This window comes from Cupriavidus sp. 05T313 (assembly GCF_056396665.1).
The window spans coordinates 41,527-55,935 of record NZ_JBFTLX010000013.1 but is presented as its reverse complement, the minus strand read 5'-3'; the positions used below and the strand labels follow the sequence as shown (position 1 = coordinate 55,935).

The 14,409-nt window shown below is 63.7% G+C and carries 13 protein-coding genes, 1 tRNA gene and 1 pseudogene; 10 read left to right on the top strand and 5 right to left on the bottom strand.

Features of this window, described 5'->3' with window-relative positions:
- Positions 1-224 precede the first annotated feature (224 nt).
- From pta to AC1DKD_RS05325, 9 genes are all read left to right on the top strand, one after another.
- On the top strand, positions 225-1,265 hold the full coding sequence (gene pta / locus AC1DKD_RS05365) for a phosphate acetyltransferase (RefSeq protein ID WP_441630563.1): 1,041 nt from the start codon (positions 225-227) through the stop codon (positions 1,263-1,265).
- Positions 1,262-2,023, top strand: coding sequence for a sulfite exporter TauE/SafE family protein (locus tag AC1DKD_RS05360; RefSeq protein ID WP_441630561.1), 762 nt, complete (start codon positions 1,262-1,264; stop codon positions 2,021-2,023). Before pta ends, AC1DKD_RS05360 begins: the two co-directional genes overlap by 4 nt.
- A gap of 89 nt (positions 2,024-2,112) precedes the next feature.
- A tRNA-Arg gene (locus tag AC1DKD_RS05355) sits at positions 2,113-2,189 on the top strand.
- A 278-nt stretch (positions 2,190-2,467) separates the two neighbouring features.
- Entirely contained in the window at positions 2,468-3,346 is an 879-nt protein-coding gene (locus AC1DKD_RS05350) for a LysR substrate-binding domain-containing protein (protein WP_441630559.1), read from the top strand.
- Between the two features lie 168 nt (positions 3,347-3,514).
- Positions 3,515-4,264 (top strand): SDR family NAD(P)-dependent oxidoreductase, encoded by a 750-nt coding sequence (locus AC1DKD_RS05345; RefSeq protein ID WP_441630557.1) that lies wholly within the window; start codon positions 3,515-3,517, stop codon positions 4,262-4,264.
- A 79-nt stretch (positions 4,265-4,343) separates the two neighbouring features.
- Entirely contained in the window at positions 4,344-5,669 is a 1,326-nt protein-coding gene (locus AC1DKD_RS05340) for an MFS transporter (protein WP_045240274.1), read from the top strand.
- A gap of 44 nt (positions 5,670-5,713) precedes the next feature.
- Positions 5,714-6,559 carry a transketolase gene (locus AC1DKD_RS05335; protein WP_441630555.1) on the top strand — a complete coding sequence of 282 codons (846 nt, stop codon included), beginning with the start codon at positions 5,714-5,716 and terminating at the stop codon, positions 6,557-6,559.
- A complete protein-coding gene (locus tag AC1DKD_RS05330; RefSeq protein ID WP_441630554.1) occupies positions 6,556-7,557 on the top strand; it encodes a transketolase family protein in 1,002 nt (333 codons plus the stop codon). Before AC1DKD_RS05335 ends, AC1DKD_RS05330 begins: the two co-directional genes overlap by 4 nt.
- 125 nt (positions 7,558-7,682) lie before the next feature.
- Positions 7,683-7,919, top strand: coding sequence for a molybdopterin-binding protein (locus AC1DKD_RS05325; RefSeq protein ID WP_441630552.1), 237 nt, complete (start codon positions 7,683-7,685; stop codon positions 7,917-7,919).
- Positions 7,920-7,925: 6 nt separating this feature from the next.
- Here the strand turns inward: AC1DKD_RS05325 and AC1DKD_RS05320 are convergent, their stop codons facing one another.
- Positions 7,926-8,354, bottom strand: a complete 429-nt coding sequence (locus tag AC1DKD_RS05320; protein WP_045240277.1) for a TOBE domain-containing protein — start codon at positions 8,352-8,354, stop codon at positions 7,926-7,928.
- A gap of 156 nt (positions 8,355-8,510) precedes the next feature.
- Here AC1DKD_RS05320 and AC1DKD_RS05315 point away from each other — a divergent pair.
- Positions 8,511-8,738, top strand: a pseudogene (locus tag AC1DKD_RS05315) (LysR family transcriptional regulator); the annotation flags it as partial.
- Between the two features lie 115 nt (positions 8,739-8,853).
- Here AC1DKD_RS05315 and eno read toward each other — a convergent pair.
- From eno to AC1DKD_RS05295, 4 genes are read right to left on the bottom strand one after another with little or no spacing between them, the layout of a single operon-like run.
- Complete coding sequence (gene eno / locus AC1DKD_RS05310; RefSeq protein ID WP_477111859.1) at positions 8,854-10,164, bottom strand: phosphopyruvate hydratase; 1,311 nt, start codon at positions 10,162-10,164, stop codon at positions 8,854-8,856.
- Between the two features lie 42 nt (positions 10,165-10,206).
- A complete protein-coding gene (pyk, locus tag AC1DKD_RS05305; protein WP_441630548.1) occupies positions 10,207-11,637 on the bottom strand; it encodes a pyruvate kinase in 1,431 nt (476 codons plus the stop codon).
- A gap of 3 nt (positions 11,638-11,640) precedes the next feature.
- Positions 11,641-12,936: a glycerate kinase type-2 family protein gene (locus tag AC1DKD_RS05300; protein WP_441630546.1), complete on the bottom strand. Its 1,296-nt coding sequence runs from the start codon at positions 12,934-12,936 to the stop codon at positions 11,641-11,643.
- 27 nt (positions 12,937-12,963) lie between these two features.
- Positions 12,964-14,322: a dicarboxylate/amino acid:cation symporter gene (locus tag AC1DKD_RS05295; protein ID WP_477143051.1), complete on the bottom strand. Its 1,359-nt coding sequence runs from the start codon at positions 14,320-14,322 to the stop codon at positions 12,964-12,966.
- Positions 14,323-14,409 lie beyond the last annotated feature (87 nt).

The window sequence follows — 14,409 nt, the reverse complement described above, 5'->3', positions numbered from 1 at the left end:
CTCAAGCGCGCCATCGACCTGCAGATGAACCACGGCAAGACCACCATCATCGAAATCATGTGCACCCGCGAGCTGGGCGACCCGTTCCGCCGCGATGCGCTCGCCAAGCCCGTGCGCATGCTCGACAAGTACAAGGACTACGTTTGAGCCAGTGAAGTAGCGGACGTCTGGCCGGAAGCGGCGTCCGCTGCTTCCGGCCATATTCCATTCTGAGCGACCCCATCATGAAAGCGATCAACCGCATTATCGAGCGCGCACGCGCGGCGCCCCAGCGCATCGTGCTGTGCGAGGCAGAGGACCCACGCATCCTGCAGGCGGCGCAACGCGCCACGCGCGAAGGCATAGCACGCATCGTGCTGGTGGGCGACGCCGCGCGCATCCGCCAGGCCGCGGCCGGCGCGGACATCGGCCTTGCCGGCATGGACGTGATCGACCCGGCCAGCTCCGCGCTCACGCCGTCCTTCGCGCAAAAGCTGTTCGCGCTGCGGGCAAAGAAGGGCATGACACTGGAAGACGCCAGGCGCGAGGTGCTCAAACCCCTGTGCTTCGCCAACCTGATGGTGCGCCTGGGCCACGCGGACGGCTCGGTGGCCGGCGCGGTGCACACCACCGCCGACGTGGTGCGCACCGCCATCCAGGTCATCGGCATCCACCCGGCGTTCAAGCTGGTGTCGAGTTTTTTCCTGATGATGTTGTGCGAGCCCTTCCACGCACTGAAGGGCGGGCTGATCTTTTCCGATTGCGGGCTGGTGGTGGACCCCGATGCCGGCGAACTGGCCGAGATCGCGATGGCGGCGGCCGACAGCGCGCAAAGCCTGCTGATGGACACGCCGCGCGTGGCGATGCTGTCGTTTTCCACCAGCGGCAGCGCGCGGCATGCGGCCGTCGACAAGGTGGTGGAAGCCACGCGCCTCGTCACCGAGCAGCGTCCCGGCCTGGCGATCGACGGCGATGTGCAGCTCGACGCCGCCATCGTTGCCGAGATCGCCATGAAGAAGATCGAGCACTCCAGGGTGGAAGGCCGCGCCAACGTGCTGGTGTTTCCCAGCCTGGAAGCCGGCAATATCGGCTACAAGCTGGCGGAGCGCGTGGGCGGCGCCAAGGCGATCGGGCCCTTGCTGCAAGGCTTGCAGAAGCCGGCCAACGATCTCTCGCGCGGCTGCAGCGCGGACGATGTGTTCTACGTGATTGCCGTAACGGCAGTGCAGGCGCAAACCGCCGCGCAAGCCCGGACGGAAGCCCCGATGGCCGCGCAACTGTCATGACCGCTGACCACTTGCTGCCGCTGCTCGCACTGATGGGCGCGGCAAGTTACTTCCAGACGGTAACCGGCTTTGGCCTCGGCATGATCGTGATGGGCGCGACCAGCGGGCTGGGCCTGGCGCCGGTCGCCACCGTCGCCACGCTGGTGAGCCTGGTAACGCTGGCCAACAGCGCGGCGGCCTTGCCGGGCAAGATGCACCATATCGACTGGCGTGCCGTCGGCGCGGCCACGCTGGGCATCCTGCCTTCCGTGGTGGCCGGCGTGCTGATACTCGACTACCTGAGCAGCGCCGCCGCCGGCATCCTGCAACTGCTGCTGGGCGCGGTGGTCCTGTATGGCGGGCTGAGCGCCGCGCTGCGCCCTGCCCCGCTGGTGCGGCGCTCCGGCGACCGCAGCTTCTTCGTCAGCGGCATCTTTGGCGGGCTGCTCAGCGGCATGTTCGGCGTGTCCGGGCCGCCGTTGATTTTCCAGTTTTATCGGCAACCGCTGTCGATGGTGGAGATTCGCTGCGCGCTGATTCTTGTATTCACCGCGACCTCGGTGACGCGTACGCTGTTCAGTGCATGGCAGGGGCAGCTCGGCGCCGATATCTGGGCGCAGGCAGCRCTCGCGGTGCCTGTCGTGGCCGTGACTACGATTGCGGCCCGGCGATTTCCACCACCGCTTTCGGCTGTGGCAACGCGGCGGATTGCGTTCGGGGTGCTGGTGGTGATTGGGGCGTACCTGATGTTGCCGGGGTTGATTGACCTTGCCACTTAGTGGCTGAGACCCGCCGCACTCCCCGTGTGTTCTCTTATCTGCGGAAATACTTGTATTTTCCCCAGGGGGCGATATAGTCGCCCTCGCGTGCGGCTGTAGCTCAGTTGGATAGAGTACTTGGCTACGAACCAAGGGGTCGTGGGTTCGAATCCTGCCAGCCGCACCACCTGTTACGTTTAGCAAATCAACGGCTTGGAGAATTTGAACCTCCAAGCCGTTTTTGCTTTTACGCAGCATTGCTGACGGGCCTTCGCGGGAGTCTCTTCACCAACGCTACACGTCGGCAACTTCGACGCGCGAGGCCACCAACGCGATATGATCATCACGGATCCCGCCAGGGCAACGGTGAAGTTCTGTCGCTCCTTGCCATGCCCCGGGCGTATCCCCGGCCGGGGGCCGCTCTAAGTACAAACCCCTCTTACCACCGTCACCAGAGAGCTGAATATGCGCCTTCCGCCGCTGAAGTCGATCATTGCGTTCGAGAGCGTCGCGAGAACGAAGAGCGTAAGCCGGGCGTCCGAGGAACTGGGCCTGACCGCCTCGGCGGTGAGCCATCAGATTGCCAACCTCGAGTCCATCATTGGACAGCCACTCTTCTTCCGGCAGGGCCGGGGGCTGGCCCTCACGCCAGTCGGGGAGCAATACCTGCGCGATGTGACCGGGTCGCTCGCTGAACTGAACCGCGCGACCGAGCGTGCATCGAGCCAGGCTGAAGTCGACATTCTCAGGGTGCATTCGAGCCCGAGCTTCGGCTTGATGTGGCTGCTGCCCCGGCTGAAATCGTTCCAGGCCGACAACGGCGACATTCAGTTGAACGTAGCCTGCTCCTATGAGGACGTCTCCTTTACAAGCGGCTATTACGACGTCGATATCCGCTATGGCTACGCGCACTGGCGCGATCTGCAAGTCAAGACAGTGCGCAACGAGTTCATTGCTCCCCTGGCCTCCCCGGAATATCTTGCCCGACACCCCATCCGCGCTCCGGCCGACCTGCTGGGCCAGCGCCTGGTTTTCTCCGAGACACCTCTCGTCCAGTGGCAGCAGTGGTTTGCCAGATTCGGCGTCTCAGGCGAGCACCAGGTGTTCGACTTTTCCTTTGACCGCTCGTACATGTCGCTGGAGACGGCGGCCCTTGGCATCGGCGTGGCGCTGGAAAGCATGCTGCTGGCGTCGGTCCATCTCAGCAAGGGGACGCTGGTACCGGTCTTTGACCCTACGTATGCCGTGGAGGTAGGCGCGCATCACATCGTCTGCCCATCCCAGAATGCGGACTTGCCTCGGGTACAGCGATTTCTCGACTGGATCGACCGGGAGTTGACGTAGGCATGCGGCCCATGCGGCTCACGCATGGTGCGGCGCACCAAAAATTCACGTCCTGGAATCGCATCTCTCATCTGAAAATTTCTCAGCAATAGCTGAGAAGGACTGCGTTGATCGGCGCCGCGCGAGGCACCAGACTCGAACCATCATTTCAACAGTCAGGAGACAGACATGATGCTCGAGAACAAGGTTGTGATCGTGACCGGTGCCGCATCCCCCCGCGGTATCGGCAAGGCAACGGCAAGCGCGCTGGCCGCGCAAGGCGCCAGGGTAGTCATATTGGATCTGCGGCAGGCAGACGCGGAGCGGGCGGCACTGGACCTTGGCGAAGATCACCTCGGCATCGCATGCGATGTCACGGACCGCGCGGCCTGCCAACTGGCCGCGCGCGCCGCCCTGGAAAAATACGGGCGCATCGATGGCCTGATCAATAACGCCGGCATTACGCAGCCCCTGCGGACGCTGGACATCCAGCCAGCCAACTTCGATGCCGTCGTCGATGTGAACCTGCGCGGCACGCTCTACATGTCGCAGGCAGTCATCCCTCAAATGAAGGCGCAGAGGCACGGCAGCATCGTTTGCATGTCGTCGGTTTCCGCCCAACGTGGCGGTGGCATTTTTGGCGGTCCGCACTACAGCGCGGCGAAAGCGGGCGTGCTTGGCCTCGCACGCGCCATGGCCCGGGAATTTGGCGGCGACCACATTCGCGTCAACTCCATTACGCCAGGCCTGATCCAGACGGACATCACCGGCGACAAGCTTACGCCGGAAATGCGGGCTGACATCATCAAAGGCATTCCGCTGGGGCGTCTCGGCGATGCCGCCGATGTGGCCAACGCCTGCCTCTTCCTGATCAGCGATCTGTCCGCCTACCTGACGGGCATCACACTCGACGTCAATGGCGGGATGCTGATTCACTGACCGTCCCTCGACTGCCGCCTTCACCTGGCGGAACAATCGGCGCACTCGGGCTAACCCGGGGCGCCTGGCAGGAGACAACATGAAGACCAAGTACGCTTCGCCCGTCGCGGGCGATGTGATGGCGCACACGGATGCCGCCACCTTTGAATCCAAGACCTACGCGAAAGTGGTACGGCGCCTGATACCGTTCCTGATGCTCTGCTACCTTGGCGCCTATCTGGACCGGGTCAATGTGGGATTTGCCAAGCTGCAGATGCTCAATGACCTGCGCTTCAGTGAAACGATCTATGGCCTTGGCGCCGGCATCTTCTTTCTTGGATATTTCCTCTTCGAAGTCCCGAGCAACATGATTCTGCACAAGGTGGGTGCGCGCAACTGGCTCGCGCGCATCATGCTGACGTGGGCCGTCATCTCGGCGAGCTTTGCGTTTGTCAGCACGCCCACCTCCTTCTACGTGTTGCGCTTCTTGCTAGGCGTCGCGGAGGCCGGATTTGCGCCCGGGGTCATTCTTTACATGACCTATTGGTTTCCGTCGGAAAGGCGGGCCAAGGCGCTATCGATGTTCTTCATGGCGATACCGCTGGCGGGCATCGTGGGCGGACCACTGTCCGGCTACATCATGCACGCATTCCACGGCGTGCTGGATCTGGCCGGCTGGAAGTGGCTGTTCATGCTGGAGGCGCTGCCATCGCTGGTTCTCGGCATCGCCATCCTGCTCTACCTGGACAACGGCATCCAGAATGCGAAGTGGCTCACCGAAGCGGAGAAAGCGCTGCTTGCGCGCAACGTCGCTGGCGACAATGCACAGAAGGTCTCGCACGTGTCGATCCGCGCATTCATCGCCGATCGCCGGCTCTGGCTGATGGCCTCCATCTACTTCTGCGTCGTGCTCGGACAGTACGGCTTGACGTTCTGGTTGCCGACCATCGTCAGGAAGGCCGGCGTCGCCGACCCCTTGTGGGTGGGCATCCTTACCGCTTTGCCGTACCTGTGCGCCATTATTGCGCTGCCATTGGTCGGCTTGAGCGCGGACCGGCGCCGCGAGCGGCGCCTGCACCTGGCGATCCCGATGCTGGTAGCGGCGGCTGGCTTTGCGACGCTTCCCCTGCTTGGCAGCGTCGGTGCTTCGATCGTCTGCCTGAGCATCGCGGCGGCGGGAATCCTGACGTCCTCGTCGCAGTTCTGGGCCTTGCCCACCGCTTTGCTGGGTGGCATGTCGGCAGCGGCCGGGATCGCCGCCGTCAACTGCTTCGCGAACCTTGCCGGCTTCTTTTCCCCGGCCATCGTAGGCTGGCTCAACGACCTGACCGGAAAATCGACCGCCGGCCTGATCTTTATCTCAGGCGTCATCGTGCTCGGCGCACTGCTTGTCTTCCTTGTCCCGGCGAAGACCGTCAACCGTTGAGCTTCTCCATCCCCTTGACCATCAGATCTACGCAGGAGACGAATATGAATTCATCCTCATCCGAAGCGCCCGTGGCACTGCCAGAGCGCGCCTATCGAATCCGCAGGAATGCCCTGTTGATGGGTGAAGTGCAAGGCCAGGGCTACATCGGGCAGGCACTCGACATCGCGGACGTCCTTGCCGTTGCGTACTTCGGTGCCATGCGGTACCGGCCGGAAGACCCGGAGTGGGAGGGGCGAGACCGCTTCCTCCTGTCCAACGGGCACTACGCGATCGCGCTGTATGCCGCCTTGTTCGAAGCAGGCATTCTCCCGGCAGAAGAGCTGGAGACGTATGGCAGCGACGATAGCCGCCTGCCGATGTCAGGCATGGCAAGTTACACGCCAGGCATGGAGATGTCTGGCGGGTCTCTGGGGCAGGGCCTGACGATAGCCGTTGGCCGTTGCCTTGGCCTCAAGCGCAAGGGCTCCGATGCTTTTGTCTATACGCTGTTCTCCGATGGCGAACTGGACGAAGGCGCGATCTGGGAAGGCATCATGTCGGCGAGCCACTGGAAACTGGACAACCTCATCGCAATGGTCGATGTCAACAACCAGCAGGCCGACGGGCCATCGACGCAAATCATGGCATTCGAGCCGCTGGTGGAGAAGCTGGAGGCCTTTGGCTGGTTTACGCAGCGCGTCGATGGCAACGATATCGAGGCGGTAGCGGCGGCATTCGATGCGGCGCGATCGCATCCGGGCGCGCAGCCTCGCATGATCGTTTGCGATACGCGCATGGGCTGCGGTGTTCCTTTCCTGGAGCAGCGCGAGAAGAATCACTTTATCCGCGTCGACGCCCACGAGTGGCAGCTCGCGCTGGAAGCACTGGAAGCCGGGAGACAAGCATGAGCAACGCAACCTTGAACAAGCCGCGTCTGAAGACGTCCGCAATGATCGCGTCGATTGCCGGAGAGGGCCAGGCGACCCGCCCTGCCCCGTTCGGACATGCACTGGTGGAACTGGCCCGCAACAAGCCCGACGTGATCGGCATGACGGCCGACCTCGGCAAATACACCGACCTGCATCTCTTTGCGAAGGCGTTCCCCGAACGCTACTACCAGATGGGCATGGCCGAGCAGTTGCTGATGGGCGCTGCCGCCGGCCTGGCGCACGAGGGGGCACAGCCCTTTGTCACCACGTACGCGGTCTTTGCCACGCGCCGCGCCTATGACTTCATGCACCAGGCCATCGCCGAAGACAACCTGGACGTGAAGATCGTCTGTGCGCTTCCCGGCCTCACGACAGGCTATGGACCAAGCCATCAGGCCGCCGAGGACCTGGCCTTGATGCGCGCGATGCCGAACATGACCGTCATCGATCCGTGCGACGCGCTGGACACCGAGCAAATGGTGCCCGCCATCGCGGCACATCGCGGTCCTGTCTATGCGCGGCTGCTGCGCGGCAACGTCCCCATGGTGCTCGATGAATATGACTATCGCTTTGAACTTGGCAAGGCAAAATTGCTGCGCGACGGCGCTGAGGTGCTCGTTATCTCGTCGGGCATCATGACAATGCGCGCGCTCGAAGTCGCCAAGGCGCTGGAAGCAGATCACGTGGGCGTTGGCGTGCTGCACGTGCCGACGATCAAACCCCTTGACACCGAAACCATCGTGCAAGAGGCAAAGCGCGCTGGCCGGCTCGTCGTCGTCGCCGAGAACCATACGGTAATCGGCGGTCTCGGCGAAGGGGTGGCGACTGCGCTGATGCGCGCTGGCGTTAGCGCGCCATTCCGGCAGATTGGCCTTCCGGACGCGTTCCTCGACGCTGGCGCACTGCCTACGTTGCACGATCGCTACGGCATCTCCGCCAACGTCATGGCGGCGACCATCAAGGGCTGGCTAGGCTGACAAGTGACGAAAGGCCGCAGGCAGGCAAGCGCGGCTCGGCGGCGGTGGGATAACCACCCACCGCTCCCTCCGAATCCACCGCACGATCTCCGCAAACGCCGACATATCCGGCGGTAAAGAGCGATGTGCTCGCCATGTACGTGGTGGCGACCGGCAGCGACGGCTACAAGACGCCGATCTCGCTGGGCGAGATCGAGCCCGGCTTCGGCAACCAGCCGGTCATGATCGCCTATGCGATGGATGGCGCGCCGCTCACCGCCAGCGGTTTTGCCCGGCTGGCAGTCCCGAACGACGGCAAGGCCGGGCGCTACGTCTCCAGGCTGATCAGCCTGGAAGTGTTCGCGGCGCCGGCGGCACGGTAGGCAGGGTCAGGCGCGAGTGGCCAGCAAGACGCTGGAGGCCTTGAAGATGGCGACGGCCGCGCCGCCTTGCACCAGCCCCAGGCTGCTTACGCTGTCATTGGTGATGATGGCCACGATCTCGCCCCCCTGCTTCAGGCCAATGACAACTTCGGCATTGACGGCGCCGGTCTTGACCCCCGAAACCGTGCCCACAAGCTGATTGCGGGCGGAGAGCAGCATGTCCGGTTCAGGCACGCCAACGATGACGGATGACGCCTTGATCAGCGCGATGGCTTCCTTGCCTACCGCGAGCCCGAGCCGCTTGGTGCTGTCGCTGGTGATGGTGGCGACGATCTTCGCGCCGCCGGCAACCTCGAGTTCGATCTCGTCGTTCACCGCGCCCTGGTGGACTGCTGTCACCTTGCCGGTCAGCTTGTTTCTTGCGCTGGTTTTCATCTGTCCCTCACCTCGTCATGTCGGCGGCCACCGCCTGGCCGCAAGTGCGCCGTCCCGGAGCGCCGCTGGCGTCCGGGCCGTGGATCGCCAGATCATACCGCGTTCGCAAGCGGCGGCAATGCCTCCCGTCCTGATAACCAACCTTGCCCCATCGTGATGCCAAAAGCCTCGCTAGACCTCCAGTTGCTCCGCATCCTGCATACCCTGCTGACCGCGTGCAGCGTCTCCCGTACAGCGGTCCTGCTGGGCCAGTCCCGGCCGGCGATCCGTGTTGCACTGCGGCGGATGCGCGAGATGACCGGCGACCCGCTGCTGGTGCGCAGCGGCAGCCGCATGGTGCCCACCACGCAGGCGCTGGCCATGATCGAGCCGGTAGCATCCGCAGGATGTGCGCAACAGCATCCGCGCCATCTGCTCCGATCCGGCGACAGGACGCACGTTTGGCTTTGCGCTGATTGGCTCGGCAGTGAACGACAAGGCACCGCTATTGCAGGAGATGTCAGCGCCGCTGCCTTGAACGCGCGCGGAGGGCTGGCGGCCCGAACGCGGTCGGTCCCGCATAGGTAGCCAGTTCTCCCAACTCGGCTTCGATCAGCAGTATCCGGTTGTACTTGGCCACACGATCCGAGCGGCAGAGCGATCCGGTCTTGATTTGGGTGGCCGAAGTCCCTACCGCGATATCGGCAATCGTCGTGTCTTCCGTCTCGCCGGAGCGATGGGACACGACCGCGGTGTATCCCGCCGCGGTGGCCATCGATATGGCGGCCAGAGTCTCTGTCAGGGTACCGATCTGATTCGGCTTGATCAGGATGGAATTGGCGATTCCTTCTTCGATGCCTCTCTCCAGTATGGCCGTGTTGGTGACAAACAGATCATCGCCCACAAGCTGAATGCGTTCTCCGAGCGTCTCCGTCAGCAGCTTCCATCCTGTCCAGTCGTCCTCTGCCATTCCATCCTCGATGGTGACGATGGGGTAGTTCTTCGCCAGCGCGGCGAGATAGTCGCAGAAGCCGCCGGCGTCGAAGTGCTTGCCTTCGGAGGCCAGGCTATACACCCCGTTCTCGTAGAGTTCCGAGCTGGCGACGTCCAGACCCAGCGCGATATCGGGGCCGATCCGATAGCCGGCGAGCTCGATTGCACTGATGATCGCTTCCAGCGCAGCCTCATTGGAGGGAAGATCGGGAGCAAACCCGCCCTCGTCACCCACAGCGGTGGAGAGGCCCCGCTTTCGCAGCACGCTCTTGAGCGAGTGAAATACCTCGGCACCCCAACGGATCGCCTCGGCAAATGAAGCGGCGCCTGCCGGCAGAATCATGAACTCTTGTATGTCGACGTTGTTGTCGGCGTGAGCGCCGCCGTTGATCACATTCATCATCGGTACCGGCAGCACGAAGCGGTCGGCCGTCGAGAAGCGCCTGTACAAAGGCACCCGTTGGGATGCAGCCGCCGCCCTGGCGGCGGCGAGGGACACCGCCAGAAGCGCATTCGCGCCCATGCGGGACTTCGTCTCCGTACCGTCCGCTTGCAGGAGCAGGCCATCCACGGCCGCCTGGTCCGCAGCGTCGCAACCGACCAGCGTTGCGCTCAGGTCTTCGTTGACGTGTCTGACGGCCTTCCGGACCCCTTTGCCGCCGTAGCGGGCCGGGTCATTGTCCCGGAGTTCCAGTGCTTCCCGGCTGCCGGTGGAGGCGCCCGAGGGTGCGGCCGCATATCCACAGGCGCCATCGGCCAGCGTCACCTCCGCGGCTACGGTGGGATTGCCGCGGGAGTCCAATACCTCGAAGCCTCGGATGGATCGGATGACGGTCATGATGAATGCCTCAAATAGGGATGTCGTGGGTGCCGAGGGTCTTCAGGCGGCCGGCTGGCCAACCGTTGCAATGCGAAGCAGGTTGGTCGTGCCAGGCGTGCCGAATGGCATGCCCGCGGAGATCACGATGACTTGCCCCGAAGTGGCAAAGCCCTCGTTCTCGGCTGTGTCGCAGGCATAGTTCGTCATCTCGGTGACGCTCTCCACTTCATGGATGATGACCGCATGCACACCCCAGACGAGTGCCATGGCACGCGCAGCATGCAGGTTTGGGGTCATGCCGATAATGGGGGCATCGGGACGCTCGCGAGACATGCGCATGGCGGAATAGCCGGAGCTTGTGTACGCCACGGTGGTGGCTACGTGGAGAAGCCCGGCCACGCGGCGCATTGCACTGCCGATTGCGTTGGCGATGTCCGGCTCCGGTGGTGTCTGCGACGCCTCCATGACCTCCCTGTAGTACGGGTCTGCCTCCGTCTGCACAATGATGCTGTTCATCATCTGCACGGCTTCGACGGGGAATTTCCCCGAGGCCGATTCTGCGGAGAGCATGACGGCGTCGGCGCCATCGTAGATGGCGGTGGCAACGTCGGATGCTTCGGCGCGCGTCGGTACCGGCGAGCTCACCATGGATTCCAGCATCTGCGTGGCGACGATAACGGGCTTGCCCGCTTTGCGGCAAGCCTGCACGATGCGTTTCTGGATGGACGGCACCTGCTCGGCGGGCATTTCGACGCCAAGATCGCCGCGGGCGACCATCACCGCGTCGGTTTCGGCGACGATGGCATGCAGCTCCGCGATGGCCGCAGGCTTCTCCAGCTTGGCGACGATGCTGGCCCGGTTTCCGACAATCTGCTTGATCTCGCGAATGTCCTCCGCGCGCTGGACGAAAGACAATGCGATCCAGTCGACCCCGAGCGACAAGCCGTAGTCCAGGTCTTCTCGGTCCTTCGCGGTCAAGGCCGACAGCGGCAGCACGACGCCTGGCACGTTGACGCCCTTGCGGTCGGACAGCACCCCACCGTCGATCACTTCGGTCTCGGCATAGTCCGGCCCGAATGCCTTTACCCGGAGGCGAAGCTTCCCATCGTCGAGCAACAGGTCGGTCTGCGCTTCCAGTGCCGCAAAGATCTCGGGATGGGGCAGTGCAACCCGGGTCGCGTCGCCCGGGCGGTCCTTGTCCATGTCAAGCCGGAACGTCTGGCCTTGCACGAGCGTAACGGGACCGTTCGCGAACTGGCCCACGCGCAGCTTTGGCCCTTGCAGGTCCAGCAGGACGCCGATAGGCCGTCCCAGCTCCGTCTCCAGATCCCTGATGAGGTTGAGGCGTGCCTTGTGGTCGGCATGCGTGCCGTGGCTGAAGTTCAGCCGAAAGACGTCGGCGCCGGCCATGAACAGGCGGCGAAGGGTTGCAGCATCGCTGCTGGCCGGTCCGACGGTGGCGACAATCTTGGCATTTCGAGTGCGGCGCATGATCTAGCATCCTTTCCCGGCCGGGCTGGTAATCAGCAAGGCGCGGAAGTCGTTGACGTTGGTAAGAGTCGGGCCCGTGACGATGGAGTCGCCAAGCGCCTCGAAGAAGGTGTGTCCGTCGTTGTTGGCGAGAAGGGCGTGCGGCGCCATCTCCCTTTGCCAGCCTCGCGAGAGTGTCGTGGGGTCGGCGTATGCCCCTGCGATCTCTTCGATGCCGTCCACGCCGTCCGTATCGGCGGCCAGCGCAAAGACACCCGGGTGGCCGTCCAGCGCAATGGCCAGGGAAAGCAGGAATTGCACGTTGCGCCCACCGCGGCCATTGCCTCTGACCGTGACGGTGGTCTCGCCCCCTGACAGAAGCACGCACGGAAGCTGGAATGGCGCCGTTGCCCGCGCGGCCTGGAAGGCGATGCCGGCCATCACCTTGCCGACGTCGGTGGCCTCGCCTTCGATGCGATCCCCCAGTACATAGGGCTGGATGCCCGCGGCCGCCGCTGCCTGCGCCGCGGCGGCAAGGGAGATGGCAGGCGTCGCGATCATGCGCACCTCGCTGTGCGCGAGCCGTTCGTCGCCTGGCTTGACGGACTCCCCGCTGCCGGACGCCAGCAGACGCTCCGCGCTGGCCGGGAGCGGGATCCCGTAGCGCCGGACGATATCCAGCGCGTCCTGGCACGTGGTCGCGTCGCATACCGTCGGCCCGGAAGCGATATTGACCGGGTCGTCGCCGGGTACGTCCGAGATCAGCAGCGTAACAACGCGAGCCGGATGGCACGCAGCGGCAAGCCTTCCACCTTTAATGCCGGAAAGATGCCGCCGCACACAGTTCATCTCCGAGATGGTCGCGCCGCTGGCCAGCAGCGCCTGGTTGACGGCGCGTTTTTCCTCCAGGCTTATGCCGGCCAGCGGAAGGCTGAGCAGCGAGGATCCGCCGCCGGATATCAGGCAGATGACCAGATCGTCCGGGCACAACCCCGAGACCATGTCCAGCATGCGAACCGCGGCACGCTGGCCAGCCGCGTCGGGTACCGGATGCGCGGCTTCGACGACTTCGATGCGCGAGGTCGGCGTGGCGTGGCCGTACCGCGTCACAACCAGTCCGGTGAGTGGGCCCGGCCACGCCTGTTCCAGCGCCCGGGCCATGCTGGCGGCGGCCTTGCCGGCCCCGACGACGATGGTGCGACCGGCAGGCGGCTCGGGTAATGCGGTCGCCAGGCAGTCCCGCGGGTCCGCCGCGGATACGGCAGTCCGGAAGAGCGACTCCAGGAATGCACGGGGGTTTTCAATGCTGAGGTGTTTCACGATGCGCTACCTGTTTCCGTTCCGGTTTCAAGCACTCTTGCGGGCGTCGGCGGCATAGTTCGGCTGCAACGGCACCAGCGGGATCGGTTCCGGCGCGACACCTTCGTAGAGTTGCTCCAGGTCCTCGGGGTCGACTTCGCCATTGAGGACGCGTTGGACGCGGTCCTCGTCGAGCGCGCCGACCCACTTGGCAATCGCCATGGTCGCAACCGCGTTGCCGATGGTGTTGGTGATGGCGCGCGCCTCCGACATGAAGCGGTCCACCCCAAGCAGGAGAACCATGCCAGCCACCGGAATCTTCCCCAGCGACGCGAGCGTTGCCGCCAGCGTGATGAAACCCGAGCCGGTGATGCCCGCGGAACCCTTCGAAGTCAGCAGCAGCACACCGAGCACGACGAACTGGTCGGTGAGGGTCAATGGCGTGTTGGTTGCCTGTGCGATAAAGATCGCGGCCATGGTGTAGTAGATGCACTGGCCATCGGGGTTGAAGGTAAGCCCCGCCGGCACCACCAGCCCGACGACGGGCTTCGACACGCCGACGTTCTCCAGCTTGCGCATCAACTGCGGAATGACGGATTCCGACGAGCTCGTGCCCAGCACGGTCAGGATTTCGTCCTTGATGTACTTCAGGAATTTGAACAGGCTGAATCCGCAGATGCGGCAAATGGCACCCAACACAATCAGCACGAACAGCGCGCAGGTCCCGTACATGGTGGCGACCAGCTTGCCAAGCGATGCAATGGAGCCAAAGCCATACTTGCCCACCGTGAATGACATGGCGCCGAACGCGGCAACCGGCGCGAAGCGCATGATCATGCCGACGATCGCGAACATGGCGTTGGCGAACGAGTCCAGGGCGGCGACGAACGGCTTGCCGCGCTCGCCCAGATGGGCCAGGGCCACGCCCATGAATACCGAAAACACGAGGATCTGCAGGATGTCGTTCTTGGCCAGTGCATCGACAATGCTCATCGGCACGAGGTTGAGCAGGAAGTCCATGACGCCTTCGTGCTTCACCTGTGCCGTATAAGCGGCAATGCTCTTCGTGTCGAGCGTCRCCGGGTCGACGTTCATGCCATGACCGGGCTGTACCAAGTTGACCACGATGACGCCGAGCAGCAGCGCGAACGTCGACAGCACTTCGAAGTACAGCAAGGCACGCCAGCCTACCCTGCCAAGGTCTTTCATGCTTTCCATCTTGGCGATGCCGAGCACTACCGTCGCGAAGATGATGGGTGCAAACACCATCTTGATGAGGCGGATGAAGATATCGCCAAGTGGTTTGAGCTCGCTGCCGATATGGGGCATGAAGATACCCAGCAGGATGCCCGCCGCCACGGCAATGAGCACCTGGACATACAGTGAGCTGATGAGTCGCCTTTTCATGATGTCTCCTGTGGCGACGCACTTGCAGCGCAGCCTGTCTGTCTTGCCTTCATCGAACGGATGCGGCCGACGTCTTCGCGACGGCCG

Bases quoted from the DNA above. Each gene is read 5' to 3' on its own strand.
- AC1DKD_RS05320 (WP_045240277.1), bottom strand. From the start codon at position 8,354: ATGAAAACCAGCGCAAGAAACAAGCTGACCGGCAAGGTGACAGCAGTC.
- AC1DKD_RS05350 (WP_441630559.1), top strand. From the start codon at position 2,468: ATGCGCCTTCCGCCGCTGAAGTCGATCATTGCGTTCGAGAGCGTCGCG.
- eno (WP_477111859.1), bottom strand. From the start codon at position 10,164: ATGACCGTCATCCGATCCATCCGAGGCTTCGAGGTATTGGACTCCCGC.
- AC1DKD_RS05335 (WP_441630555.1), top strand. From the start codon at position 5,714: ATGAATTCATCCTCATCCGAAGCGCCCGTGGCACTGCCAGAGCGCGCC.
- AC1DKD_RS05330 (WP_441630554.1), top strand. From the start codon at position 6,556: ATGAGCAACGCAACCTTGAACAAGCCGCGTCTGAAGACGTCCGCAATG.
- AC1DKD_RS05345 (WP_441630557.1), top strand. From the start codon at position 3,515: ATGATGCTCGAGAACAAGGTTGTGATCGTGACCGGTGCCGCATCCCCC.
- pyk (WP_441630548.1), bottom strand. From the start codon at position 11,637: ATGCGCCGCACTCGAAATGCCAAGATTGTCGCCACCGTCGGACCGGCC.
- pta (WP_441630563.1), top strand. From the start codon at position 225: ATGAAAGCGATCAACCGCATTATCGAGCGCGCACGCGCGGCGCCCCAG.
- AC1DKD_RS05340 (WP_045240274.1), top strand. From the start codon at position 4,344: ATGAAGACCAAGTACGCTTCGCCCGTCGCGGGCGATGTGATGGCGCAC.